This is a genomic window from Paucimonas lemoignei (genome assembly GCF_004342585.1).
In the GTDB taxonomy this organism is placed as follows: Bacteria; Pseudomonadota; Gammaproteobacteria; order Burkholderiales; family Burkholderiaceae_D; genus Paucimonas; species Paucimonas lemoignei.
Genome location: NZ_SLZQ01000005.1, coordinates 182,382 through 207,262, shown reverse-complemented (window position 1 = coordinate 207,262; position 24,881 = coordinate 182,382). Strand labels below are relative to the sequence as shown.

At 59.0% G+C, this 24,881-nt stretch carries 17 protein-coding genes; 12 read left to right on the top strand and 5 right to left on the bottom strand.

Annotation, left to right across the window (positions count from 1 at the left end):
• Window positions 1–105: 105 nt before the first annotated feature.
• From nhaA to EDC30_RS09975, 6 genes are all read left to right on the top strand, one after another.
• On the top strand, window positions 106–1,308 hold the full coding sequence (gene nhaA / locus EDC30_RS10000; RefSeq protein WP_132258681.1) for a Na+/H+ antiporter NhaA: 1,203 nt from the start codon (window positions 106–108) through the stop codon (window positions 1,306–1,308).
• 371 nt (window positions 1,309–1,679) lie between these two features.
• Entirely contained in the window at window positions 1,680–2,795 is a 1,116-nt protein-coding gene (gene pbpG, locus EDC30_RS09995; RefSeq protein ID WP_132258680.1) for a D-alanyl-D-alanine endopeptidase, read from the top strand.
• 419 nt (window positions 2,796–3,214) lie between these two features.
• Window positions 3,215–4,813, top strand: a complete 1,599-nt coding sequence (locus tag EDC30_RS09990; protein ID WP_132258679.1) for an efflux RND transporter periplasmic adaptor subunit — start codon at window positions 3,215–3,217, stop codon at window positions 4,811–4,813.
• Between the two features lie 25 nt (window positions 4,814–4,838).
• Window positions 4,839–7,961, top strand: a complete 3,123-nt coding sequence (locus tag EDC30_RS09985; protein ID WP_132258678.1) for an efflux RND transporter permease subunit — start codon at window positions 4,839–4,841, stop codon at window positions 7,959–7,961.
• Complete coding sequence (locus tag EDC30_RS09980) at window positions 7,958–11,221, top strand: efflux RND transporter permease subunit (protein WP_132258677.1); 3,264 nt, start codon at window positions 7,958–7,960, stop codon at window positions 11,219–11,221. Before EDC30_RS09985 ends, EDC30_RS09980 begins: the two co-directional genes overlap by 4 nt.
• Before the next feature lie 8 nt (window positions 11,222–11,229).
• Window positions 11,230–12,630 carry an efflux transporter outer membrane subunit gene (locus EDC30_RS09975; RefSeq protein WP_243656717.1) on the top strand — a complete coding sequence of 467 codons (1,401 nt, stop codon included), beginning with the start codon at window positions 11,230–11,232 and terminating at the stop codon, window positions 12,628–12,630.
• Window positions 12,631–12,695: 65 nt separating this feature from the next.
• Here the strand turns inward: EDC30_RS09975 and EDC30_RS09970 are convergent, their stop codons facing one another.
• Complete coding sequence (locus tag EDC30_RS09970; protein WP_132258675.1) at window positions 12,696–15,104, bottom strand: penicillin-binding protein 1A; 2,409 nt, start codon at window positions 15,102–15,104, stop codon at window positions 12,696–12,698.
• A gap of 362 nt (window positions 15,105–15,466) precedes the next feature.
• On the opposite strand from EDC30_RS09970, the gene EDC30_RS09965 reads away from it, so the two are divergent.
• Complete coding sequence (locus tag EDC30_RS09965) at window positions 15,467–16,498, top strand: TerC family protein (RefSeq protein WP_132258674.1); 1,032 nt, start codon at window positions 15,467–15,469, stop codon at window positions 16,496–16,498.
• A 25-nt stretch (window positions 16,499–16,523) separates the two neighbouring features.
• Here the strand turns inward: EDC30_RS09965 and EDC30_RS19605 are convergent, their stop codons facing one another.
• Window positions 16,524–18,221: a right-handed parallel beta-helix repeat-containing protein gene (locus EDC30_RS19605; RefSeq protein ID WP_207907251.1), complete on the bottom strand. Its 1,698-nt coding sequence runs from the start codon at window positions 18,219–18,221 to the stop codon at window positions 16,524–16,526.
• A 312-nt stretch (window positions 18,222–18,533) separates the two neighbouring features.
• Here EDC30_RS19605 and bamE point away from each other — a divergent pair, with 312 nt between their 5' ends.
• From bamE to EDC30_RS09945, 3 genes are all read left to right on the top strand, one after another.
• Window positions 18,534–19,040 carry an outer membrane protein assembly factor BamE domain-containing protein gene (gene bamE / locus EDC30_RS09955; RefSeq protein WP_132258673.1) on the top strand — a complete coding sequence of 169 codons (507 nt, stop codon included), beginning with the start codon at window positions 18,534–18,536 and terminating at the stop codon, window positions 19,038–19,040.
• A gap of 22 nt (window positions 19,041–19,062) precedes the next feature.
• Window positions 19,063–19,617 carry a DNA-3-methyladenine glycosylase gene (locus EDC30_RS09950; protein ID WP_165973787.1) on the top strand — a complete coding sequence of 185 codons (555 nt, stop codon included), beginning with the start codon at window positions 19,063–19,065 and terminating at the stop codon, window positions 19,615–19,617.
• A 166-nt stretch (window positions 19,618–19,783) separates the two neighbouring features.
• Entirely contained in the window at window positions 19,784–20,299 is a 516-nt protein-coding gene (locus EDC30_RS09945; protein WP_165973786.1) for a sensor histidine kinase, read from the top strand.
• Window positions 20,300–20,358: 59 nt separating this feature from the next.
• On the opposite strand, the gene EDC30_RS09940 is transcribed toward EDC30_RS09945, so the two are convergent.
• Window positions 20,359–21,417 (bottom strand): AI-2E family transporter, encoded by a 1,059-nt coding sequence (locus EDC30_RS09940; RefSeq protein WP_132258671.1) that lies wholly within the window; start codon window positions 21,415–21,417, stop codon window positions 20,359–20,361.
• A gap of 126 nt (window positions 21,418–21,543) precedes the next feature.
• Here EDC30_RS09940 and EDC30_RS09935 point away from each other — a divergent pair, with 126 nt between their 5' ends.
• Window positions 21,544–21,969, top strand: coding sequence for a hypothetical protein (locus tag EDC30_RS09935; RefSeq protein ID WP_132258670.1), 426 nt, complete (start codon window positions 21,544–21,546; stop codon window positions 21,967–21,969).
• A 148-nt stretch (window positions 21,970–22,117) separates the two neighbouring features.
• Complete coding sequence (locus EDC30_RS09930; protein ID WP_132258669.1) at window positions 22,118–22,945, top strand: protein phosphatase CheZ; 828 nt, start codon at window positions 22,118–22,120, stop codon at window positions 22,943–22,945.
• Here the strand turns inward: EDC30_RS09930 and EDC30_RS09925 are convergent.
• Window positions 22,942–23,904, bottom strand: coding sequence for a hypothetical protein (locus EDC30_RS09925; RefSeq protein WP_132258668.1), 963 nt, complete (start codon window positions 23,902–23,904; stop codon window positions 22,942–22,944). The two genes, EDC30_RS09930 and EDC30_RS09925, sit on opposite strands and share 4 nt — an antisense overlap.
• 133 nt (window positions 23,905–24,037) lie before the next feature.
• Window positions 24,038–24,655, bottom strand: a complete 618-nt coding sequence (locus tag EDC30_RS09920; RefSeq protein WP_243656726.1) for a trimeric intracellular cation channel family protein — start codon at window positions 24,653–24,655, stop codon at window positions 24,038–24,040.
• Window positions 24,656–24,881: the final 226 nt, after the last annotated feature.

Sequence of the window (24,881 nt, the reverse complement as noted above, 5' to 3'; positions counted from 1 at the left end):
CAATAAAGAAATAAAAGTTATACTTCGTCGAGGGTGCATGCATGTTCGTGTATGCAGGATTATGCGTTGGTCGGGCCGCCACGCAGTTTTTCTATTACGAAAACCATGGCGGCGACTCAACGACCTTTATCCAATACCTTCAAGCGTTTCTTCGACTCTGAAAAATCCAGCGGCATTCTGCTGATCGCCTGCACCATCATTTCGCTGACCCTCGCCAATTCCTCCTTCGGCACCTCTTATCTGCATTTCTGGCACGTGCCGATTGCCGGTCTCAGCATCGAGCACTGGGTTAACGATGCCCTGATGGCAGTTTTCTTTCTGCTGATCGGCCTTGAACTGGAGCGCGAACTCTACAGCGGTGAACTGTCCAGCCTGAAGAATGCCTTGCTGCCGATCTTTGCCGCAGTGGGCGGAATCGCTGTTCCGGCACTGATCCATTTCAGCCTGAATGCCGAAACACCGACGCAGGCCGGCATGGGCATCCCCATGGCCACCGACATTGCGTTTGCGCTGGGAGTGCTGGCATTGCTTGGCAAGCGCGTGCCGGCCTCGCTCAAGGTTTTCCTGGCAGCCTTGGCCGTGATCGATGATTTGGGCGCCATCATTGTCATCGCCGTGTTCTACACCGCGGAATTGGCGACGGCTTATCTATTTGGCGCCCTGGTCGTGTTGGGAATCCTGGTGGCGATGAATCGGATATGGCGAGTCATGGCCTTGCTGCCTTACCTGATCGGCGGCGTGCTCATGTGGTATCTGATGCTGAAATCAGGCGTGCATGCCACTATCGCTGGCGTGCTGCTGGCGTTTGCGATTCCTTATTCGGCCAAACAGGATGATGAAACCTCGCCATCTCACAGGCTGGAACATGTTCTGCATAAACCGGTGGCATTTCTGATCTTGCCTATCTTTGCATTGGCCAATACCGGTATTGTCATCGGTTCGGGATGGGAACAGGAGCTGGCCAGCACCAACAGTCTCGGCATTATGGCCGGCCTCGTCTTCGGCAAGCCATTGGGGATTACGATGCTTGCCTTTATCGTGGTGGCGATTGGCGTTTGCCGCCTCCCGCTTGACCTCAACTGGAAACATATCTTTGGCGCAGGGCTGTTGGGCGGCATCGGCTTTACCATGTCCATCTTCATCACCAATCTGGCCTTCACCGGCGATGCGGCGGCGATCAACGCCTCGAAGATGGCTATTCTGCTTGCTTCCGTTATCGCAGGGACGATAGGTTTTATCTGGCTGAAGTTGCTGGGGAAACCGCAAGAGGTGGATACGGATCCGGATACGATGGACTTTGCTGATTGAATGCTTCCTGCAAGAGGTCGAGAACGGCGGTGTGAAAAGCTGAGATTCTCGACTCGACAGTGATGGACTTCGCGTGAATGCTTATCGCTGATTGAGCCAGTATGCATGGGGCGCAGCTCTGCGGAATAACGTCGATTTTTTTTCAGGCAGGAGCGCGAAGGCGTTTGGTAGCACTCCCATCTCGCCGCAGCACCCGCATTAATTCCGTGCTGATTCATCAACAACTTGCAAACAAGTTATTGCGTAACGGCCGTATCTTAATCCCAGCTTAAGGTTTCACTTAAAAAATTTGCGTAGGCCAATTTTTTTCTTGAGCCTATTCAATTTATTTTCTACACTGCAATGCCGCACATAGATGTTTGGTCGTTGCAATGTATAGCTTGTATAGGCATGGGCTGGTAGCGCTTCTGTTACTGCTGCACGTTTTTTGTTTTTCCTCTCACGCATCGGCGAAAGCACCGGCCAAGCCTGATGCGTCTAGTTCGTCCAGTCTCAAGCACAAACAACGCGCAATCAAGAAAAAAGCGACGCCCAATAAACGCGTCACCAAGGCCAAGCCAACGAAGCGGCAGCTTGCTGCGCGCAGTAGCCCGAGAAAATCAGCGCAGCGCGCGAAAAGGGTGCGACGGAATTCGGTAGAAGCGGTTGCCAGGGCCGCAAGTGGCAAGAAGTATGTTCTCTCCCAAAATTCTCAGTCTCTCGCCGCAGCGAAGGGAAGCCTGTTGGATTCGGAAGCCTCGATTCCGTTGACCGCAAGTTCGGCGCTTGTGTTTGATGCGACCACATCACATGTTTTGTACGAGAAGAATGCGACGGAGGTAGTGCCGATTGCTTCCATTACGAAGCTGATGACAGCCTTGGTGGTCCTTGATGAACAACAGCCTTTGGACGAAGTGCTTACCGTCACCAGCGACGATATCGACCGCATCAAGCATACCTCGTCGCGCTTGGCGGTCGGATCGAAGCTGACTCGTGCAAACATGCTGCACATCGCCCTGATGAGTTCTGAAAATCGTGCTGCATCGGCTTTGGGACGGCATTATCCTGGCGGCCTGAAAAATTTTGTGGCAGCGATGAATGCAAAGGCGCAATCGCTGGGCATGGCGGACACGCATTATGTGGAGCCGACTGGTCTTTCAAGCAGCAACGTATCGAGTGCGCGCGACCTGGCCAAGCTTGTCCTGGAGGCTCAGAAGTATCCACTGATCCAGCAATACTCGACCAACCGCGAGTTTGAAGTCGAGCCGGGCGGCCATTCTCTTCAGTATCGAAATTCAAATCGATTGATCGCCAACCCGCAATGGGAAATCGTCTTGCAGAAGACAGGTTACATCTCTGAAGCCGGCCGCTGCATGGTGATGTACACGGTCATCGAGGAGCGTGAACTTATCATGGTCATTCTCAATGCGCGCGGCAAGTTCGCACGCGCGGCCGACGCCAGCCACATACGGCATTGGCTGGTCGAACGCAAGCTGCCCATGATGTAATCCATTTTCGGAACGAACCCGAAACTTTTCCTGGCGCGTTGCGCGGTTCCCCGGTCGCTATACGGCCTTGCAAAGGCCGCCAAGGTGGTTTGGCCCAGCCCTTCAACAAGGACACTCCGAACAAGGACGCTCCGAAAAGCCGCACTATTCCTGACGCTGGCCGCGCATTGAGCCTTCAGCATTCCCGTCCTATGTGCCGGCAAGCCTATCTATCCCACATTGCCTTCGCTTGGCGTATCATTATCCATTTGCTTTCTAGCAAGGTCGTCTTGTCAGAAGATGACCGATAGCAGCATGTATGAAAAGTGCGGACAATGCACCATGCATGAGATCAATTGCCTGATTAACGGTCTCAGGATACTGGTCCGGTTCCGCATGCAACACGTTTGAGCCAGTGCGTTACACACCAAGGAAAATTGATGAATTCCCGCCATAACGAAGCAAATCCGGATTCGCCTGCAACGACGCGCCGTACCAGCCGGCGGAAATCCCTGATCGGCAGCGTGCTCGCCATCCTGCTGTTGGCAGCACTGGGCGGGCTGGCGTGGTATCTGACCCACCAGGGAACGACACAAGGTGGTCCGCGCGCGGGTGCCGGCGGACGGCGCGGTCTGCCGCCGACAACAGTGGGCGTCGCCACGGCGGAAAAGGCCGATATCCAGGTGACGCTCGATGCGCTGGGTACGGTGGTGGCAGCCGCGACGGCCACGGTGCGGCCGCAGGTTTCCGGCATTTTGCAAAAGGTGTTGTTCACCGAAGGCCAGACGGTCAAGGCCGGCCAGGTGTTGGCCATCATCGACCCGCGCCAGTTCGAGAACCAGCTGATGCAGGCGACCGGCCAGCGCCAGCGAGACGAGGCGCAACTGGAAAACGCCAGGCTGACGCTCAAGCGTTACCGCACCTTGCTGGAACAGGATTCGATTGCGCGCCAGGATGTCGATACCCAGGCCACCCTGGTCAAGCAGCTGGAGGGCACGGTCATGACGGATCGCGCCGCGGAAAACACCGCGCGCCTGAATCTCGGCTATAGCAGGATTACCGCGCCGATCAGCGGGCGGGTCGGCCTGCGCAATGTCGATGTCGGCAATCTCGTCAACGCCGGCGATGCCAATGGCATTGCCGTCATTACCCAGCTGGAACCGATCGATGTGCAATTCGCCATTCCGCAAGACCGTGTGCCAGACCTGCGGGCGCGCATCAATGAGGGCGCCAAGCTGACGGCGCTGGCCTATGACCGCTCGCGCACCACCTTGCTGGATTCCGGCACCTTCCTGGCATTGGATAACCAGGTCGATACGCAAACCGGCACGGTACGCGCCAAGGCGCGGTTTGCGAATGCAAAGTCCGCTTTGTTCCCCAGCCAGTTCGTCAATGTCCGCCTGACCGTCAATACCATCAAGGATGCGGTTGTCGTGCCGGCCAATGCATTGCGCCACGGTAGTAAAGGCGATTTTGTCTATGTGGTGAATGCCGCTGACAAGACCGCCTCGTTGCGTCTTGTCACGCGCGGGCAAGCCAGCGGCGACAAGATACAGATCGCCACTGGATTGAAAGCCGGCGAGCAAGTCATCACCGAAGGCGCCGACCGCTTGAAGGATGGAGCCCGCGTGATTTTGCCGGGTGAACGTCCTGCGGGCGGCAAAGGCGGAAAAGGGTTCGGCAATGGAGCGGGTAAGGGAGCGGGTGATGGACAAGGCGGTAATCGTCCCGTCGACGCGGATGGCAAGCGCCAACCGGCGCCGACTGCCGGCAGCCGCTCTGAAAATCGCGCCGCGCAGCAACCGCCCGCGGGTGCACCATCCGGCAAAGAGGCCAGCCCTGCTGCTGCCAACAAGGTGGCCGGCCCGACCCCGGAACAGCGCCAGCGCATGCTGGACATGGTCAAGGATGATCCGGAGGCGCTGGCGCGCCGCAAGGCCTTCCTCGACAAGATCGACCAGGGCGATCCCGAAGCTATTGCGCGCTGGCAGCAAATCCAGGAGCGTCGCCGCGATCGCGGGCAGGACGCAGGACAATGACTGACCACACCGCCGGCGCATCGATATGAGCCCATCCCGTCCCTTCATCCAGCGGCCCGTCGCCACATCCTTGCTGATGCTGGCTATCGTGCTGGCCGGCTTAATCGGTTTTAAATTCCTGCCGCTGTCGGCCTTGCCGCAGGTCGACTTTCCGACCATCCAGGTGCAGACGCTGTATCCCGGCGCCAGCCCGGAAGTCATGAGCCAGACCGTCACCGCGCCGCTTGAGCGGCAATTCGGCCAGATGCCGGGCTTGCAGCGCATGAGTTCGACCAGCACCGCCGGCGCCTCGGTCGTCACGCTGCAATTTACTCTGGGCTTGCCGCTGGATGTGGCCGAGCAGCAGGTGCAGGCCGCCATCAATGCCGGCGCTTCGCTCCTGCCTGCGGATTTGCCGGCGCCGCCGGTGTATGCCAAGGTCAATCCTGCGGATGCGCCGGTGCTGACGCTGGCGATTACCTCCGACACGCTGCCGCTGACGGAAGTGCAGAATATCGTCAATACGCGCCTGGCATTGAAGATCAGCCAGGTTCCGGGTGTCGGTCTGGTGAATTTGTCCGGCGGCCAGCGTCCGGCGGTACGCATCCAGGCCAATACCCAAGCGCTCGCCGCCAATGGTCTGGGGCTGGATACCTTGCGCACGGCGATTGCCGCGGCCAATGCCAACAGCGCCAAGGGCAGCATCGACGGGCCGACGCGCAGCTATAGCATCAATGCCAATGATCAGTTGCTCACGGTCGATGAGTACAAAAACTTGATCGTCGCTTATCGCAACGGTGCGCCGATCCGGCTCACCGATGTGGCCAACGTGGTCGACAGCGCAGAAAACGTTCGTCTGGGCGCCTGGTCGGGTATGAAGCCGGCGATTATCCTGAACGTGCAGCGTCAGCCCGGCGCTAACGTGATTGCCACCGTGGACGCCATCAAGCAGCGTTTGCCCGAACTGCAAGCCGGCTTGCCGGAATCCCTGCACGTCGCGGTATTGTCGGACCGCACCACCGGCATTCGGGCATCCGTCCAACACGTCGAGATGGAACTGATTCTGGCAGTCGTGCTGGTGGTGCTGGTCATCTTTGCCTTTTTGCATAGCGTGCGCGCCACCGTCATTGCCAGCCTGGCGGTGCCGATATCGCTGATCGGCACCTTCGGCGTGATGTATCTGCTCGGTTACAGCCTGAATAATCTGTCGCTCATGGCGCTGACGATTGCCACCGGCTTTGTTGTCGATGACGCGATCGTCATGATCGAGAATATTTCGCGCTATATCGAAGAGGGTGAGTCGCCGATGGCGGCGGCATTGAAAGGTGCGGCGCAAATCGGCTTTACCATCATCTCGCTGACCGTCTCGCTGATTGCGGTCTTGATTCCGCTCCTGTTCATGGGCGATGTGGTCGGCCGGCTGTTCCGGGAGTTTGCCGTCACGCTGGCGATCACGATCCTGATTTCCGCTGTGGTGTCGCTGACGCTGGTGCCGATGATGTCGGGCCGCTGGCTGCGGCATGAGAAAGTTACAGAAGGCGCGCCGGAAGGCGGCCGCTTCGGACGCTGGATGCAGGAACATTTCGACCGCATCATCCATCACTATGACCGCGGGCTGAACTGGGTGCTGGCTCGCCAGGGTTTCACGTTGATCGTGGCAGTGGCCACGCTGGTGCTGACGGTCTTGTTGTACATGCTGATACCCAAAGGCTTGTTCCCGATCCAGGATACCGGCCAGCTGCAGGCGCGCATCGAGACCTCGCAATCGATTTCCTATGCGCGCATGGCGGAGTTGCAGCAACAGGCGGCCAAGGCCATCCTGGAAGACCCGGATGTCGACACGCTGAGTTCGATCGTCGGCGTGGATGCTGCCAATAACATGATGCAGCATACCGGCAGCATGCTGATCAATCTGAAGAAAGACCGTGGCGATCTGCAAGACATCATGCAGCGCCTGCGCGACCGCGTGGCCCAGGTCGCTGGCGTGACGATCTATCTGCAGCCGACACAGGATTTGACGATCGACGCCGAAAGCGGCCCGACCCAGTACCGCATTTCGCTGGAAGGCGCGGACAACGCCACCGTCGTGGAATGGGCCAATAAGCTGTCGCAACGCATGCAGGAATTGCCGCAGGTGCGCAATGTCGTCTCCGATGCGGGGGCCTCGGGCAGTTCGGCCTATATCCAGATCGACCGCGATACGGCATCGCGCCTGTCGATTACCGGCGCCAATATTGACGACGCGCTGTATAGCGCATTCGGCCAGCGCATCGTCTCGACGATTTTTACGGAAACCAATCAATACCGCGTCATTCTCGAAGCGCAGCAGAATCACGCGGCGGCGATTGACGCCCTGAACAACCTGCAGATTCGCACCGGCTCCGGCAAGACCACGCCGCTATCGGCCATTGCCACGATCGTGGAAAAGCCGGCGCCGCTACAAATTACCCACGTCGCGCAATTTCCCGCCACGACTGTCGGCTTCGACACGGCGCCGGGCGTGTCACTGGGCACGGCCGTGGATGCCATCCGCGCCGCCGCCAAGGACATCGTCTTGCCGCCCAGCGTGACGATGAGCTTTCTGGGTGCGGCCGGCGCATATCAGGCCTCGCTGTCCAACCAGTTATGGCTCATCCTGGCAGCAGTGGTGTGCGTCTACATCGTGCTGGGCGTATTGTACGAAAGTTATATCCACCCGCTGACCATCCTGTCGACCCTGCCGTCGGCCGGTGTGGGCGCGCTGCTGGCGCTGATGCTGAGCGGGCATGAGCTGGGTGTGATCGGCATCATCGGTATCATTTTGCTCATTGGTATCGTCAAGAAAAACGCCATCATGATGATCGACTTCGCCATCGATGCCGAACGTCACGAAGGCAAGTCCCCGCGCGAGGCGATTCACCAGGCAGCATTGTTGCGCTTCAGGCCGATCATCATGACGACGCTGGCTGCGCTGTTTGCGGCAGTGCCGCTGATGCTGGGCTTTGGCGAGGGCGCCGAATTGCGCCGGCCGCTGGGCTTGTCGATTTTCGGCGGCCTGATCCTCAGCCAGTTGCTCACCTTGTTTACCACGCCGGTGATTTACCTGGCGTTTGACCGCCTGTCGTATCGCTGGCAAGGCAAAGGCCAGAATGCCGGCGACCATGCGGTTCGCCAAGAGGGCAGCCTGTGAACCTGTCAGCGCCTTTCGTCAGGCGGCCGGTCGGCACGATTCTGCTGACCATCGGCCTGGCGCTGGCCGGCATCGCGGCATTTTTCGTGCTGCCGGTCGCGCCCTTGCCGCAAGTCGATTACCCGACGATCTCGGTCTCCGCCTCGCTGCCGGGGGCAAGTCCGGAAACCATGGCGACCAGCGTGGCGACGCCGCTCGAGCGGCGGCTGGGCGTGATCGCGGGCGTCAATGAAATGACGTCCAACAGCAGCAATGGTCAGACCCGTATCAGCCTGCAGTTCGATCTCAACCGCAAGATCGATGCCGCCGCCCGTGAAGTGCAGGCCGCCATCAATGCGTCCCGCGCCGACTTGCCGTCGACCCTGCGCAGCAACCCGACTTACCGGAAAGTGAATCCCTCGGATTCGCCCATCATGATCTTGGCGCTGACGTCGCCGACGCGTTCGCCGGGGCAAGTCTACGAAGCCGTGGCCAACCTGGTGCAGCAAAAGCTGGCGCAGGTGCCCGGGGTGGGCGACGTGGAACTCGGTGGCGGCTCGCTGCCGGCGGTGCGGGTCGAGCTGCTGCCATTTGCATTGAACAAGTACGGCGTCGCCATGGAAGATGTGCGTGCCGCCATCCAGGCCAATAGCGCCAGCCGCCCCAAGGGCGTGGTCGAGGACGATGGCAAGCGGCTGCAGATTTATTCGCAGACAGGCAGCAGCACCACGGCACGGCCGATGGCGGCCGATTATCGCGGGCTTGTCGTTGCCTGGCGCAATGGCGCGGCGATCCGGCTCGACGATGTCGCCGAAGTCACGGATGGTGTCGAGAACAAGCGCACGCTGGGGCTGTTCAACGGCGACCCGGCGATCGTGGTATTGATCACCAAGCAGCCCGGCGCCAACGTCATCGAAACGGTTGATGGCATCCGTGACTTGCTGCCGGAACTGCAGGCGCAATTGCCGCAGGATGTGAAATTGCAGGTGGCATCGGATCGCACCATTTCCATTCGCGCCTCGCTGCTCGAAATCGAAATGACCCTGGTGATCGCCATCGTGCTGGTCGTGGTGGTGGTCAGCGCCTTTTTGCGCAGCACACGCGCCACCATCATTCCGGCGGTCGCCACCATCGTGTCGCTGCTGGGCACTTTCGGCGTCATGTACTTCCTCGGGTTTTCACTGAACAACCTGAGCCTGATGGCCCTGACCGTCGCCACCGGCTTCGTAGTGGATGACGCCATCGTGGTGCTGGAAAATACCGCACGCCATATCGAGCAAGGCATGGACCGTGTCAAGGCGGCCTTGCTCGGCGCCCGCGAAGTCGGCTTCACGGTATTGTCGATCAGCCTGTCGCTGGTGGCGGTATTCATTCCCTTGCTCTTCATGGGCGGGCAGATCGGCCGCCTGTTCCGCGAATTTGCCGTGACCTTGTCGGCGGCGGTGATGATTTCGCTGCTCATCTCGCTGACCACGACGCCGATGATGTGCGCCTGGCTGCTCAAGTCCGACAATGGCAAGCGGCAGCCGAACCGCGTCGCCCGCTGGCTCGAACGGGGATTCGACCGCATCCACCGCACCTATGCCGGCAGCCTGGATTGGGCGCTGGACAATGTATGGATCGTGCTGGTTGTGCTGCTTGGCGTGACCGGCTTGAGCGTCTACCTGTATGCCGCCGCGCCCAAGGGATTTTTCCCGGAACAGGATATCGGCCAGATCAATGGCGGTTTGCGGGCGGATCAGAGCATTTCCTTCGAGGCGATGCAAGGCAAGTTGCGGCAATTGGTGAATATCATCAAGAAGGATCCGGCGGTCGATACGGTCGTCGGCTTTACCGGCGGGTCGCGCGCCGGCGGCGGCTTCATGTTCATCAATTTGAAGCCGGTCAGCGAGCGCGCGCCGGGCGATACCGGGCAGGCGGTGATTGCACGGCTGCGTCCGCAATTTTCGAAGGTCACCGGCGTCCGGCTGTTCCTGAATCCCGTGCAGGATGTGCGCATGGGCGGGCGGCAAAGCAATTCGACTTACCAGTACACGCTAAAGAGCGATAACGTCAAGGACTTGCGCCAGTGGACGACGCGCCTGGCCGACCAGATGAGGACGCATCCGGAGCTCACCGATATAGATACCGACCTCGAGCAAAACGGCGTCGAAACCTTCGTCACGGTAGATCGCGACAGCGCCGCGAGGCTAGGCATCAATGCACGGGACGTGGACAATGCCCTGTATAACGCATTCGGCCAGCGCCAGGTTGCCACCATCTACGGCGAGCTGAATCAGTATCACGTGATCATGGAAGTGGCATCCCGCTATACCCGCAGCCCGCAGGCATTGAACGATATCTATGTGCCGGCCAGGGGCGCCACTTCCACAACATCCGGCAATGCAAACGGTGCCGCATCGGGCGTCGCCACATCGGCAAACTCTGCAGTGATCAACCCGGCGCTGCGGGACCAGTCCAGCGGACAGGCCTTGAGCACCAGCGCCGCCACCATGGTGCCGCTGTCGGCGATCGCCAGTTATGCCGACCGCGCGACGGATTCTTCCGTCAGCCACGAAGACGCGGAACTGGCTTCCACCATTTCATTCAACCTGGCGCCCGGCACCACGCTCAGCGATGCCCAGGCCACTGTCAAGCAAGCCGAGGCGGAAATCGGCATGGCGACCAATGTCCGGGGCAGCTTTGCCGGCACGGCGCGCAGTTTCGAGGAATCGCAAAACCAGCAGCCGATGCTGATCCTGGCTGCCATCATCGTCATTTATATTGTCCTCGGCATCCTCTACGAGAGCCTGGTGCATCCGCTGACCGTGCTGTCGACCTTGCCGTCGGCCGGCGTGGGCGCGGTCCTGGCGCTGCTGATTTTCAAGATGGATTTCTCGATCATCGCGTTGATCGGCGTATTCCTGCTGCTGGGGATCGTCAAGAAAAACGCCATCATGATCATCGACTTTGCGCTTGAAGCGGAACGCGCGCGCGGCATCCCGGCGGTGGAAGCGGTGCGCGAAGCCTGCCTGCTGCGCTTCAGGCCGATTCTGATGACGACCCTGGCCGCGGCGCTGGGCGCCTTGCCGCTGGCGATCGGCTTCGGCGAGGGCGCCGAGCTGCGCCGGCCGCTGGGCGTGACCATCATCGGCGGATTGATCGCCAGCCAATTTCTTACCCTGCTGACTACGCCGGCAGTCTATGTCCTGCTCGACAAGCTGCGCCGCCGCAGTCCGGGCGAGCGGGAATTGAGCCGCAGCGGCGGCGACCTGTCCGCGTCTTCCACATCTTCTTCATGAATCCTTCCATGCGAATGAGCCTTCCATTCTTGCGACGTTCGACCTTTGCGCTCTCCGTGCTGCTGGCCATAGGCGGCTGTGCGGTCGGGCCGGATTACCATCGCCCCGACCTGCAAATGCCGGCCAATTTCAAGGAAGCCGAAGGGTGGGTCAAGGCATCACCGGCCGACCATATCGATCGCGGCGCCTGGTGGCAAATCTTTAACGATCCGGTATTGAATGAGCTGGCAGCCGCCGTGGAAGTGTCGAATCAAAACGTCGCCGCCGCGGCAGCCGCTTATGCGCAGGCGCGAGCGCTGGTGCAGCAACAGCGCGCTTCGTTTTTTCCAGTGGTATCGCTGACCGGCAGCGCCAACCGTAACGCCGGCAGTGGCGATGCTCGCGCGAGCAACCGTTTCCAGCTCGGCATCGGTGGCAGCTGGGAACCGGATGTCTGGGGCCGCTTGCGCCGCTCGGTCAGCGCCGCCGGCGCCAGCGCGCAAGCCAGCGCTGCGGATCTGGCCTCAGCGACCTTGTCGGCGCAGGGAGAGCTGGTTGCCAACTATATTTCCATTCGCCAGATCGATACGGCGCGTGCCTTGCTGGCCGATACGATTGCTGCTTACCAGCGCAATCTGCAGATTACGCAAAACCGGTATAACGCCGGCATTGCAGGCAAGACCGATGTGTTGCAAGCGCAGACACAGCTTGCCAATGCCCAGTCCGATGAACTCGGCCTGGTGCGCCAGCGCGCGCAGTTTGAACATGCGATTGCCGTCCTGATCGGCAAGCTGCCGGCCGAGTTTTCTCTTCCTGCGACAAAGTGGCAGGCGAACGTTCCGGCGGTGCCGGTTGGTGTGCCGTCGCTCCTGTTGCAGCGGCGCCCGGATATTGCCGCGGCCGAGCGTTTCGTTGCCGTCGCCAATGAGCAAATCGGTATCGCGAAGTCTGCCTATTTTCCTAGCATCGCGCTGAATGCCTCGCTGGGTTCGGGCGCAAGCAATGTCGCCGATCTGTTCGCCGCAGGTACGAGCGTCTGGGCGCTCGGCTTGTCGCTTGCGCAATCCGTGTTCAATGCCGGGGCGACGCGCGCAAGAGTGGAGGGCGCTCAAGCCGGATACGAAGAAGCGGTCGCGCGCTATCGGCAAACCGTGTTGTCGGCATTTGCCGATGTCGAAGATCAACTGTCGGCGGCCCGTATTCTCGCCGAACAGGAAACGTACCGGCGCCAGGCATCGCAGGCAGCGGATGAAGCGGAAGCCAGGATGCTGAACCGTTACAAGGAAGGGCAGGTCGGTTACTCGGAAGTCGTCCTTGCCCAGGCCAGCGCCTTGAATGCCCGCCGCGCGCTGGTGCAGGTGCAGGCCGATCGCCAGCTTGCCGCCGTGTCGCTGATCCAGGCCTTGGGCGGCGGCTGGCAAGCCGAATGAAGTGCGGAGCATAAAGAGTGACGCGAGAGCGCCGCGCCGGCAGGCTGCCGGGATGAGCCGGCGTATTACTCCGTTCTCTCCATGAAAAATTTCATGATCTTGTCGCGCTCCTGCGAAAGCGTGATCGGCACCGCGTCACTGGCTGCCGACGGATCAGGCGCATCATTGTTCAATTCCGGCTTATCAGCGACTCGGGTACATTCGAAGCGGCTTTGAATGAAAGTGTGGCGGTCATCGACGCAAGTCTTTTCCAGGTATTCCTGGTAGACGAAGTCGTTATCGACAAGAGCCAGGTCCGTTGGCATTTCGCGCTCCGACTCAGGCCGGCTGGCGATCGCGGCTTTCATGTATTCCATCCAGACCGGCAAAGCCAGCACGCCGCCTGTCGCATTGCCCAGGCTGCGCGGCTGGTCGTAGCCGATCCAGACCACCGATGCGATGCCCGAGGAATAACCGGCAAACCAGGCATCCCTTGCATCGTTCGAGGTGCCGGTCTTGCCGGCGATGTCTTCGCGACCGAGCGACACTGCGCGACGCGCCGTGCCATGCTGCACCACATCGCGCAGCATGCTATGCATCACGTAGGCGTTGCGTTCCGAAATGACCCGCAAGCGCGACGATTCCGTTTCGGCTTCATAGAGGATCTTGCCGCCACGCTCGCTCACCTTGCTGATCAAGCGCGGCTCGACCAGCTCGCCGCCATTGGCAAAAACGGCATAGGCTTGCGTGAGCTGCAGCGGCGTGATGGCGCCGGCGCCGAGCGCCAGCGGCAAGCCCGGCGGATTCAGCTCCGATACAAAGCCGAAGCGGGTAGCGAATTGCTGCACATAGTCCGTGCCGGCGGCCTCCATCAGGTTGACCGCCACGACATTCTTCGAGCGCGCCAGGGCGCGTCTGGCCGAGATGAAGCCTTCGTAATTGCCGCCGTAATTGCGCGGGCTCCAGGCCTTGCGTCCTTTTGCGGCAGGCGTCACCAGGCGCTGGGTATCGTCGATCAGCGTGCCAGGGAAGTAACCTTTTTCCAGCGCCGCGGAAAAGACAAAGGGCTTGAAGGTCGAGCCGGGCTGGCGGTTTGCCTGCACGGCATGGTCGAATTTGTTGAAGTTAAAGTCGAAGCCGCCGGTCAGCGCCAGGATTTCGCCGGACGTTGCATCGAGGGAGACGAGCGCGCCTTCCATCTGCGGCAATTGCATCAGGCGCCAGCTCTTGTCGGCATCCTGCATGACGCGTATCACGGCGCCCGGCTCGATGCGCTTGCGCGCCGGCGCATCGTTTTTGAGCGCTGCGATTTCACTGGTCTCCAGCTTCTTTGCCGGAATACGGATCACGCTGCCATCGCGCAGCGCGGCGGCGATGCCAGCCGAAGGAGAAGCTTCCACCACGATCGCTGCGCGCAAGTCGCCGCTGTCGCGCCAGGGACGCAGCGCCGTGCGCATGGCCGCCGCATCGCCGGCATCGACAGGATGCGGAATGCGCCCCTCCGGTCCGGCATAGCCGCGCCTGTCCTGTGCATTCATCAAGCCGGTACGCAAGGCTGCGGTGGCGGCGATCTGTTCGGGCTTGCTGATCGTCGTGACGACATCCAGGCCAAGGGAATAGGCATCATCGCCATACTGTTCGACCACCATCTTGCGCGCCTGCTCGACGGCGTAGGCGGCGGCTGGCACGATCGACTTGTATTGCGGGCGCAGCACCAGTTCTTCCGCGCGCGCCACCTGGTACGCCTGTTCGTCGAGATAGCCCATGTCGCGCATGCGTTTCAGGATGTATTGCTGGCGCTGGGTTGCGCGTTCGCGATTGGCGACAGGGTTGTAGGCGGAGGGCGCTTTCGGCAAGCCGGCCAGCATGGCGGCTTCGGCAACGCTCAACTGGTCGAGCGTCTTGTCGAAGTAAACCGAGGCAGCGGCGGCAAAGCCGTAAGCGCGCTCGCCCAGGTATACCTGGTTCATGTACAGCTCGAGGATCTTGTCCTTGCTATAAGTCGATTCGAGCTTATAGGCCAGCAGGATTTCCATGATCTTGCGGTTATAGGTTTTTTCCCGGCTCAGGAAAAACACCCGCGCCACCTGCATGGTGATGGTGCTGCCGCCCTGGGCATGGCCGCCGGCCACGACATTGCTGACGACAGCCCGTGCCAAGCCGGTGAAATCCACCGCGCCGTGCTCGTAGTAATCGGCATCCTCGATCGCCAGCAAGGCTTGCTGCACCTTCTTCGGAATCCGCGTGATCGGCACGAATTCCCGCCGCTCCTCGCCATACTCGGCCATCAGGTTGCCATCGCGGTCATAGATTCGCATCGGCAGCATGGGATCGTAGCTGGCAAGGTGATCGATGGCCGGCAATTTTTGCCATAGCTGGTGAATGGAATAGGCGGCACCGAGGGAACCGCCGATACACAGGCCGATGGTAGTTCCAGCGATGAATTTGACGGTGCGGCGCAGGCGCGATGGGACAGGTACGGACGAATTAGTCATGCAGGACGTGCAACATCATGTGCAGGCATTAAAGATGCTGGGATTTTCCATGCATTTCCACAATTTTGAAATGACAATTACACCATTTGCCAAATCGTTCATGCATAGTGAATGGACGACTTTCCTACCATCCAGCGCATCGTCACCGCTTGTGAAAAGTTAGCCGCTTTCCGCTAGGCTTCGCTGGGGCAGCAACCTGACGCCGAGTAAAAGTATTTGTCCCTGCACGCTTGTGGCAAGTTCGTCAGGCCAAAAGCAAAAATAGACTCTGCTTTTTTCGAAGCGAATTTCAGCAATTTTACGGTTTATCCGAAAATGCAATTTAGGCACGATTGTACAAATCATTTTAATTTGTACATGACATGGATACTTCTATAACGGCATTTTCGGAATGGAGCGTATTGCAGGCCGGCTTTCTCGGTACCCCTGCCTGGATTTGGGTGACATTTTTATTGATCGTCGCCGCACTTCTCGTATTCGATCTGGGTGTACTGCATAAGGACGACAAGGAAATCGGTGTGCGCGAAAGCTTGCTGCTTTCCGCGGGATATATCACTGTGGCATTAATTTTCGGTGCCTGGGTGTGGTGGTATATGGGTGCAGAAAACGGCATTGCGTATTTCACTGGCTTTCTGATCGAGAAATCGCTCTCGATGGACAATATCTTTGTCATTGCCCTGATCTTCGGTTTCTTCGCCATTCCCCGCAAATATCAACATCGCGTACTGTTCTGGGGAATCCTGGGCGTCATCGTGCTGCGCGCAATCATGATTGGCTTGGGCGCTACACTTGTGACGCAATTCAGCTGGATTCTCTACTTGTTTGGCGCATTCCTGATCGTTACTGGCATCAAAATGTGGTTTGCGGTCGATCAGGAACCGGATATCGCTCACAATCCGCTACTCAATTTTCTCAAGCGCCACATGCGGGTTACCAAGCATTTGCATGGACATGATTTCTGGGTGCGGGAACGTGATCCCGCAAGCGGCAAGCTGGTGCGCGCGGCAACACCGCTCTTTCTGGCGCTGATTTTGATCGAGTGTGCCGACGTGGTGTTTGCCGTGGATTCGGTGCCCGCCATTTTCGCGATTACCACCGACCCGTTCATTGTTTATACGAGCAATATTTTTGCCGTGCTCGGCTTGCGTGCGCTGTACTTTGCCCTGGCGGCGATGATTCACCGCTTCCATTACTTGAAGTATGCGCTTTCTCTGGTGCTGGTCTTTATTGGTGCAAAGATTTTCCTGGTCGGCATAATCGGCAAGATTCCGGCAGGAGTGTCGCTCGGCGTAACAGTGGGATTGATTGCAGGCGGCGTGCTGTTCTCGCTATGGAAAACCCGAGGGGACGATGATGGGCATGCCGAGCATGCGGAAAAGGCACTGCCGCGATGAATCGTGACAGTGCCCGGTCAGGCTCTTAACGCCACCAACGCCACCAGGGGCGCGGATTGGTATAAGCCGTGGAAGTGGTGGTGGAGGACGTCGTTGTTGAGCTGGCTTTCGTCGTCGTGGTCGCAGCCCGCGTTGTGGTGCTCGCGGCCCGCGTCGTTGTCGTCGAAGCCCTTGTCGTTGTCGTTGCGGCCTTTGTCGAAGTGGTCGACGCCTTCGTCGAAGTGGTTGAAGCCTTTGTCGAGGTTGTCGCAGCTTTCGTCGTGGTCGTTGAACGCCTTGTCGTCGTGGTTGACGCTTTTGTCGTGCTCGTCGAAGCCGCCTGAGTGGTCGTGGTCGATGCCCGCGATGTTGTCGTGGTTGCCTGTGTCGAGCTCTGCGCCGGCGACGTCGTTGTCGTCACTTGCGTGGTAGTGGTCGGCGCCTTGGTCGTGGTGGTGCTTGCCTGTGTCGAGGTCGTCGATGCACGCGTGGTCGTCGTCGGCGCACCGGTGACGACCGTGGTGGTCGTCACGCTTGCAGCGGCTTCATAGGCGCCGATATCGAGTTGACCGGCAACAGGCCTGACCTGGGCCGAGGCGACGTGACGATACTCATTGACCGGAACCAGCGATACGCCGCTGGCGCTCGTGCCCGGTGCAGAACCGGCATTGATGAATGGCGCACCGGAAGCCGGGCGCAAGTCGTAGTTGGCACGGTCGACGAAGGCTGGCAGCAGCGACTGGTAATTGGTCTTCAGCGTTGCCAGCGTCTGGTTCGTCATGGTGCCGGTGCCGGCGAAAATATTATTCTGGATCAGGACCGGCGTGGTCACCGTGCTGCCGACCAGGATGAAATTGCCGCCCGAGCTGTAATCGTTGATGAAGGTATTGTTGACCACGTACAGGTCCTGGCCCGGGTTGGTCGCGCCTTCCGTGCCATAGGTCAGCAAATTGCTGTTGCCGTTATTGGCGGGCTGCTGCACCACGTTGCCGATGACATAAGATGTGCCGGCATTGGGCAAATCGATTTCATAACTCGGCTGGCCCTGGCCGCTGCTGGAAAAACGGTTGTACGTAATCGTATTGAGCTTGGCACGCGACTTCAGGTTATGACCGACATTGGCATCGTGTGAATAGTTGTAGCGGAACGTCAGACTGTTGACGTGGCCGACATACAGGTTGTGCGAATAGCCATCGCCATAACCATTGCGGCTGAATTCGGTATTTTCGATGACGATATCGCTGATGCCATCGTTGCTGGTCAGGATGCCATTCTCGTTGTCATGCAGGTAGCTGCCGCGCAGGGTCAGATGGATGCCATCCAGGCGGATCGCCGCACCATTGCGGTCAGGGACTTTGGCGCCGAACATTTCGACATTCTCGATCACGTTCGACTTGCCCTGTACAACCCAGGTGCCCTTGCCGGCGGCATACCTGCCGGCGGCATCGATTTTCGGCCGACCATTCACGCCGCGGATCGTCAGGTTATCGACAGCAAAAGCACAGACGTCGCCCGCATAGCTTCCTGCGGCATCGATTTCCACCACGTCGCCCGCAGCCGCTCTGGTCAGGGCTTGGCAAGGCATGGCGTACGCTTTTCCGGGGCCCACGCTCAATGTCGCGGCAGAGGCGTGAATGGCAGGAGCGGCTAATGCGAAGGTGACCGCAGTGGCGATCATTGAACGGCGAGGCAAGGTCGGGAGGGCAGCAGAATGACAGGAGAACATGCGGACTTTCTTGTTCATTTGGTTAAAAAATTTCTTGCTTCCTGAAGGAAAAGCAATGAACCGGTTTGAACAAGGGTCTCCCAAAAAGTTTCATGCCATATGTAACTATTGCTTACCTCGCGCCAACTTGCCAAAGTAATCAAGAACTCAGGCAAACAATGCGGATCTGCATAATTAGGATAGACAGGTATGTTATCTTCGGTTGGTGCATGTCATGCAAATTACTCAATGCTGAATCGGCAATGCGGGGATGCACATTCATATTAAGCTGGTAAAGATTGCATCCATGTTTGTTTCGTTTTTCATTCATTCGTCTCTGGAGTTGGCACCATGCGAGCCAGTTTGCGCAAACTTATCTTGGTGGCGGCAAGTCTCTTGCTGATTGGCTGCGATGAACAGGGGCGCCCCATCGAGGAGCCGGGCTTGAACAAGCTGGGAAAGGGCGTGTCGTCCGAAGCCGACGTGCGCATGGTAATGGGAAAACCGGAAACGGTATGGGAAGAAGACGATGGCACCCGTACCCTCGAATACCCGAAAGGGCCGGAAGGGGCGCGTACCTGGATGTTCATCATCGACCGGGATGGCAAGCTGCAGGATTACCAGCAGGTGCTGACATCGCAAAACTTTGCCCGCATCCAGCCGGGATTAAGCCGTGACGAGGTGCGCCGCATCCTTGGCAAGCCCGGCAGTGTCGTGCAATTTAAGCGCAAAAATGAAGAAGTCTGGGACTGGCGTTTCCTGGATGGTGTGGATACCAAAATGTTCAATGTCCACTTCGACATGAGCACGGGAAAGGTCACGCAAACCTCAATCAGCGAACAGCATCTGCCCGGCTGACCCGGCAACCGGAGATCGGCGCATGATGCACAAGCTGCCTCGTTCCTTTTATGCGCGCGACACGATCGAGGTCGCGCGTGACTTGCTTGGCAAATATCTCGTGCACGTGGTCGAGGGCGTCGAGCGGATCGGCCGCATCGTCGAGACCGAAGCCTATATCGGCGTGCACGACCTCGCTTCGCATTCTTCCAAGGGGATCACGGCCCGCACCAAGGTCATGTTCGGGCCGCCCGGTTTTGCCTATGTGTACCTGATCTATGGCGTGCATCACTGCATGAACGTCGTGACGGAAAAAGAAGGGCATGGCGCAGCCGTCCTGTTGCGGGCGCTTGAGTCGGTGCGCAACGTCGAAACCAGAACCAGCGGGCCAGGCTTGCTATGCAAGGCCATGGCAATCGACCTGCACCGTAATATGCATGACTTGCTGAGTGACGACCTCTATATCGCCGACAGCGGCGAGGGAGAGCCCGTGACGATCGTCGAGCGTCCTCGCATCGGCGTGGATTATGCCGGCGAATGGGCTGCCCGCGAGTTGCGCTTTTATATCAAGGACAATCCCTGTATTTCAAAAAAATGAATGCAGGAATGGATGCACCGGCAGCTGGCGCGAATCCCGCGGCATGCACCGTGCTGATTCGTTTCTCCCGCACTTAAACGGTGATCGCGGCAAAAAATCTGATGATATGACTGGCACGTGCCTTGCAAGAAGCAGGGTATCGTTCTGACTCAGCCCGGATCATATCGTGCCTACACTCTCCCGCACCTCAGCAACTGCCAATGCCGCATCGGTAAATTCGAGCGACCTCGCCAGCCGCCCGCCGGACAGGGAATGGCATGTGGCCAAGCAGGGCTTGATCGCGGCGCTTGAATGGCAGATCAGCGAATTCGCCAGCACCACCGAACTGGCATGCGACTCGACGATCGATCTGGCGCCAGACTGCGCCGCTCCCGAAGGCACGCTGGCGGCAACGGCATTTCACCTGTTCCAAGAAATCCTCAATAACGTGGCACGTCATGCACGCGCCACACTCGTAAGGATTCGCATCAGGCTGATGCCGGGATTGCTGCAGATGGATGTGACCGACAATGGCGTTGGCGCGGCACCTGCAAGTCTGGAAGGCTCGCCCGAGCATGGCATTGCCGGCATGCGCCGGCGCACGGGGCAATGCGGCGGCAGCTTGCATATCGTCAGCGTCCCGGGTGGCGGCACCCACGTATGCCTGCGCTTGCCGCTGCCGCCGCATGGCGCCTCGGCATAAATCCCTGGCTCGGAAGGCGGGAAATGTCGCCCGCATCCAGGCCAAGCCGCGTGGCAAACTCAGGCCTTGCGGTATTCCTTTTCAATCCTGAACAAGTCCCACGCCGCGATGAACAGGGCCGCCACCACAGGCCCCAATACGAAACCGGTCAGTCCGAACAAGGCCATGCCACCCAGGGTAGAAATCAATACGAGGTAATCCGGCATTTGCGTATCCTTGCCCACCAGGAGGGGGCGCAGCAAATTATCTACCAGGCCGATTACGATCGAGCCAAAGAGGATCAGCGTGACGCCTTGCCAGATCAGGCCGGTGAACAGGAAGAAGATCGCCACCGGCAGCCAGACGAGGGCCGCGCCAATCGCCGGCAGCAGCGACAGGAATGCCATCACCGTACCCCACAGCAGCGCGCCCTGCACACCCAGAATCCAGAAAATCAGGCCGCCCAGCGCACCTTGCACGATCGCGACGACGATATTGCCCTTGACCGTGGCGCGCAGCACCGTAGTGAATTTGCCGATCAAGAGCTTTTGATGGTCGGTGCTCAGAGGCAGCGAGCGCCGGATGCTGTCCACGACCGTGGCGCCATCGCGCAGCAAAAAAAACAGCAAATAAAGCATGACGGCAAAGCTGACCAGGAAATCAAATGTGCCCTGGCCGATATTGAACACGCGCTGCGCCATCAACTGGCCGCCCTGGCTCAGGAGGGTGCTCAATTTCGTTTGCAATTGCGTCGTATCGGTCCAGCCCATGCGCTCCAGCAGGCGCTCGAGGGAAGACGGCATCAGATGCGCGAATTGTTTGACATACAGGCCCAAGTCCAAAGGATGGTTCTCCAGTTGCTGAATCATGTGCGTGCCTTCGTTGATCAGGGACGACACCACGATGGACAGCGGGAAAATCACCATCAATACACAAATCAACAGCGTCACAGCCGCGGCTATATTGCGCCGGCCATGGAAGCGCACCAGCAGTTTGCGAAACAGCGGCGCAAACAGGATGGCGAATGCTGCCCCCCAGAAGATCGGAAAGAAAAACGGCCGCAGAATCCAGGCAAAAGCAATGGAGACGGCGATCAGCAGAAAAACGAAAGTCTTGTTTTGGAGTTCGGGAGAGCCCATATTTATATGCAGCGCGTCAAATGATTGTTCTTATCACAATCTTACCCGACTGTCGCTCCGTACTTGCAAGAATTCTCAGGGATGACGATACTCGATACTTGGATAGATCAATGAAAGCACCAAGCAATGACTGGCGAAGCAGATGGCAAGCGTAAGGACGATCAACAGGATGAATTCAAGGAACGGCCCTGGATCGTGCTGACCACCAGCTATGACGTCGAAGCCTGGACCGACCAGTTCAACCGTGATTTGCAGCAGGTCGTCAGCAAGCCGCAGGCCAACCGTCATGGCATCTGCTTTCGCCTCGGTCACGGTGGCGAAATCTTCCTACATACCGACCCGGAAGGCGAAGTGATCCTGGATGTCACGCCGGAAGCCGAATGGGTCACCCCCGTGATTGTTGCGGCCACCGGATGCAATCCGCCTTCCTCGCAGATCTGGGCCTTGCCTGGCACGAAGCTGACGCAATTGTTGCTGGGCCTGAGCAGCCTGATTGAATCTTCCCGCGTCGTCATCGACCACGATTTCCGGATCCGCAAGCGCCTGTGGTAACTGTGGTAAGTCTGTGCCAATGTGATGTTTCTTAACATCATGAGAGGTGCGAATGCCGGCGAAGCGTTGTACTATTGGCCACGGTGATTTGATGCCGCCCAGCAACCCTTGAATGCGCCCAAGCGTATCAGTTTCGGAGTAATGGTTTATGTCGAGTGAAATGGACGACCTGGAAGCCTTGTTTGATGCCGAGGCGGCGCGTTTTGGCCAAGCCGCGCCAGCAGCCCCGCAATCTGCCGCCCCTGCTGCCGATGCGGTAGAAAACAGTCTGGATCGTTATTATCAAGCGGTATCCGGGCTGTATCACCAGGAGCGTCCTGCTGCCGCGGCAGCATCGCCAGCCGCCACGGACATGGCGGCAGCAGCCAGTTCAGGACAGGCGGATGGTGCCGATGGTTCCCTGTATGAGCGGCTGGGCAGCGTCGTGCGTCTGCTGCATGATTCGCTGCGCGAGCTGGGTTACGACAAATCGCTGGCGGATGCCAGTTCGCAAATTACCGAATCCAAGGACAGGCTGGAACATATCGCCGCATTGACGGAACAATCCGCCGTCAAGGTCTTGAATACGCTCGAAGAAGCCATGCCGGCGCAGGAAGCGCTGATCAAGCAAGGCCGCGAGATGGAAGAGCGTTGGGCCCAGCTATACGCCGGCAAGATCGGCATCGAGGAATTCAAGGTGCTGGCCGCCGATTCCCGCGCATTTGCCGGCAATGTCGCCACGATTGGAGAACAGGAAAAGTCGCGCCTGCTGGAGATCATGATGGCGCAGGATTTCCAGGACCTGACCGGCCAGATGATCAAAAAGATCCTTGGCGTGACCAAGAGTATCGAGCAGGAACTTGCCCAGCTCTTGCTCGACAATGCGCCCGCTTCGGTCAAGGAAAAGCATTCCGAATTGATTTCAGGGCCATCGGCGCCGGGCGTGGCGCTGGTGCAGGGCGACGTCGACGACTTGCTGGCAGACCTGGGCTTTTAAGCCTGCAAAATGTCGGCCGCGCTTTCCCTGGGAGCCAGCACCGGCTCCGGGCGCCGCCGCAGCCGTTTCTCCGAATGGCCGTCATCCAGCACCTGCTGCAGATAAGCGATATTGCGCTCGATCGCTTCCAGGTAGGGATTGCGGCCATCAAACAGGGTTTCGAGATATCGATATCCTTCCTGAAAATCCTTGTCCAGACGCTTGCGCACCATGGCTTGGTAGAAGGCCGGCGTTTTGCTCAGCAATTCTTGCCTGGACCCGTAAATGACTTCCACGCTGCCATCGGCATGGCGCCGTGTGGTTAAGCCGCCCAGTTCGAATTCCTCGAACAGATAGTCGCGGCATTTTTCCAGGTACATGCGGTCCGCCATTTGCGCGATCAGATCGGCCGTGCCGATGAGGTGGCCAAGCCGGCGGTCGAGCGGATCGTTAAGCTCGATCTGGTCGAGCGGGATTTCGTAACCCGTGAAGTGAATCAGCTTGCTCGCGCGCTCCGCCCAGTCGGTGCGGCCTTCGCGGCGCAGGAAGTCGCTCAGCATGCCGCTGCCGCGCCCGACGTGCAGCAGCGTGTATTGCGCGCCATGCCAGCATGCCCGGTCTTCGCGGCGCCGGAGATAACCGGCGTCATGCAAGAGCGCGACGATAACGCCGAGTGTCACGCGCGCCGCACCGAGACGCAGCGCAGGCGACTGCATGTGCTCATGCCCGGCCAGCAGGCGCGCGCAGGCCAGGGTGACATCCAGCGCATGCTGCATATCGTGATAGAAGGTTTCGCAACCGTGGTATTCCGGCAGTTCGCCCGCATACAGGCGCGAAAAAAAATCGAAGCCGCGTTCGATCAGGCCTCGCTCGACAGTGCAGCCCGCATCTTCCAGCACGGCGCATACCGCCGTGCAGACAGCGAGCGGATCTGTCAGGTCAACGGAATGCGTGACATCCAGGTGGTCGAGCACTTGCATGGCATGGTCTCCTCGTTTGCAACGGATGCATTGTCCGCCGACTTCTTTTGCCTGTGTTTATATTTTTATAACAATGTGGTCATTATGACACTGATTCGGTTAATGCACGAATGCTTTTTAAGCCGTTCTTAACTCAGTCGAAACCGCGAATATCGGCGTTCTTGAAACTGGGGAGCTGCCAGCGGAAATGGATCGCCAGCATGCGGAATGTCACCCCGCCGGCAAGCGCCAGCACGGAAGCCGTGCCGGTATTGATGCCTGCCTTGAGCATGGCGACATAAGCGGCGCCGGCCGCGAGCGACACCATGGCGTAGATTTCCTTTTGCAGAACCAGCGGCATCTGGTGGCACAAGAGGTCGCGCAGCAGCCCGCCGAACACGCCCGTCACCATGCCGGCGATGATGGCGATGCTGATATGGACCCCGCCTTCCAGGCCGATATTGCAGCCGATGATGGTAAAGGCAACCAGTCCCAGGCCGTCCACCACCAGGAAGACATAACGCAGGTGATGCAGGTGACGCACGGTGAAGGTCGTGGCGATGGCTGCCAGCGAGGTGTACAGGAGATACTCGGGGTGCTTGACCCAGCCGATTGGATAATGATTGAGGAGCATGTCCCGGACCGTGCCTCCGCCCAGCGCGGTAATGATCCCGATAAGACAAATGCCAAATAAATCCATCCCGCGGCGCATCGCCATAATGGCGCCAGACATGGCCTCGGCAATGATGGCAATAATGTATATCGTAGTCAGCAGCATCGGTTCAGCACTCTTGGGATGACATGACCGCCTCGGCAGCCGCAAAAGCCACCATGGCGCGCTCCCATGTGGCATGGGCCGGCGCGGCGATCCAGTCTGCTTGGAAAGCCGCTATTTTCGCATCAAAGCCACGCTTCGTCTGCCCGTGATGGGCATGTCAGGAAACGAAAGCCGTGTCTGCTGAAAGAATTCCGGAAAAAGCCGGTGAACAAACCGGCTT

Excerpts from the sequence above, each read along its gene's own strand:
- EDC30_RS09940 (WP_132258671.1), bottom strand. The coding sequence starts at position 21,417 with ATGGGCTCTCCCGAACTCCAAAACAAGACTTTCGTTTTTCTGCTGATC.
- EDC30_RS09970 (WP_132258675.1), bottom strand. The coding sequence starts at position 15,104 with ATGACTAATTCGTCCGTACCTGTCCCATCGCGCCTGCGCCGCACCGTC.
- EDC30_RS09925 (WP_132258668.1), bottom strand. The coding sequence starts at position 23,904 with ATGCAAGTGCTCGACCACCTGGATGTCACGCATTCCGTTGACCTGACA.
- pbpG (WP_132258680.1), top strand. The coding sequence starts at position 1,680 with ATGTATAGCTTGTATAGGCATGGGCTGGTAGCGCTTCTGTTACTGCTG.
- EDC30_RS09930 (WP_132258669.1), top strand. The coding sequence starts at position 22,118 with ATGTCGAGTGAAATGGACGACCTGGAAGCCTTGTTTGATGCCGAGGCG.
- bamE (WP_132258673.1), top strand. The coding sequence starts at position 18,534 with ATGCGAGCCAGTTTGCGCAAACTTATCTTGGTGGCGGCAAGTCTCTTG.
- nhaA (WP_132258681.1), top strand. The coding sequence starts at position 106 with ATGGCGGCGACTCAACGACCTTTATCCAATACCTTCAAGCGTTTCTTC.
- EDC30_RS09965 (WP_132258674.1), top strand. The coding sequence starts at position 15,467 with ATGGATACTTCTATAACGGCATTTTCGGAATGGAGCGTATTGCAGGCC.
- EDC30_RS09975 (WP_243656717.1), top strand. The coding sequence starts at position 11,230 with ATGCGAATGAGCCTTCCATTCTTGCGACGTTCGACCTTTGCGCTCTCC.
- EDC30_RS09990 (WP_132258679.1), top strand. The coding sequence starts at position 3,215 with ATGAATTCCCGCCATAACGAAGCAAATCCGGATTCGCCTGCAACGACG.
- EDC30_RS19605 (WP_207907251.1), bottom strand. The coding sequence starts at position 18,221 with ATGAACAAGAAAGTCCGCATGTTCTCCTGTCATTCTGCTGCCCTCCCG.
- EDC30_RS09950 (WP_165973787.1), top strand. The coding sequence starts at position 19,063 with ATGATGCACAAGCTGCCTCGTTCCTTTTATGCGCGCGACACGATCGAG.
- EDC30_RS09985 (WP_132258678.1), top strand. The coding sequence starts at position 4,839 with ATGAGCCCATCCCGTCCCTTCATCCAGCGGCCCGTCGCCACATCCTTG.
- EDC30_RS09935 (WP_132258670.1), top strand. The coding sequence starts at position 21,544 with ATGACTGGCGAAGCAGATGGCAAGCGTAAGGACGATCAACAGGATGAA.